Source organism: Candidatus Obscuribacterales bacterium (assembly GCA_036703605.1).
Taxonomy (GTDB): Bacteria; Cyanobacteriota; Cyanobacteriia; order RECH01; family RECH01; genus RECH01.
Genome location: DATNRH010000788.1, coordinates 1 through 1073, shown reverse-complemented (window position 1 = coordinate 1073; position 1073 = coordinate 1). Strand labels below are relative to the sequence as shown.

Annotated in this window: 1 protein-coding gene; it reads left to right on the top strand. The window is 51.5% G+C overall.

Annotated elements, in window-relative coordinates; all coding sequences use genetic code 11:
* Positions 1–558 (top strand): hypothetical protein (locus V6D20_16420; protein ID HEY9817365.1); only part of this gene is annotated, 558 nt, incomplete at its 5' end.
* Positions 559–1073: the final 515 nt, after the last annotated feature.

Sequence of the window (1073 nt, the reverse complement as noted above, 5' to 3'; positions counted from 1 at the left end):
GAACGTCCACGAGCCTTAGGAGCTGATATCTGGATGATCAACATTGATGAGGAGGTAGTCGAGGACTGGACCGTTACCAATGGAGGCGAAGGCTGGAGACGCGACCCTGTGCAACGGGTAATATGTTCCCTTGTTCATGATAGTCGATTCTCAGAGAATCTGTCGTTGTATCACAAGGAGGTACTACAGCAACCTTCACGAGGGCTCGGTACACCAAAATTCCTCATGCTCAGAGCCGCACCCCTTCAACAGAATGTGGAGATTCTGAACGATGCCCTCTTTTTGTTGCTTTATCGCCCTAGTGGCTCCTCTACTGCTGTGCCCTCCAGTCCACCTCAGACTGTCGAATCTGTTCTCGTCAACATCATTGGGCCAGATCTCTATCAGTCACTTGACGGCTCCAATTCGCGGCCAAATTCCACAAGCTTTGCAGGAACGCCCGGGCACAACTTCAAAAAGGTTGGAGGGGCGCAGGTCCCACCAGCAACCTCAGCCCGGACTATCAGCAATGCGGTGTTTTCCGAGGCCATGAAGACCAGCAGTCGTAACCTGAGGTAAGAATTTGAGGTTCTTATGTTGAATAGTGACGCAACGACACACTTCGCTCAGCTCATGGCCTTTGATACAGCGTTATTTGCTTTCAATTCGAGTGAGACCATTAACATCCCGGTGCCAAGCGACGATAAGTTTTTCACCCCCAACACATCCATCCCCATGCCCGGTTCCCAAAAGAGGGGCCCCAATGACATCATCAACACAGTGAGCTCGTTCTTCGATATGGGCTGGCTATATGGCGACACCGCAGAGCTCAATGCGGCTGTCCGAGTGGGTAGGCCCCCTAAGTCTTCTCACAATTAGCAAACAGCTGTCGCTTGAAAACTTCGGCAACGAACATGTTTCCCGACGCCACTGAGCTTATGAATGCGGCCAGTTATACCTATCTTGGCAGTTTCATACCTCCCACTGAGGCTATTGGTCTCCCAGATCCAAGGGCCAATATGAACCCTGGGGTAACAACCTGGGCTGTGCTTTTTCTCCGAAACCACAATCACTGGTGTGAAACCTACGGGGCG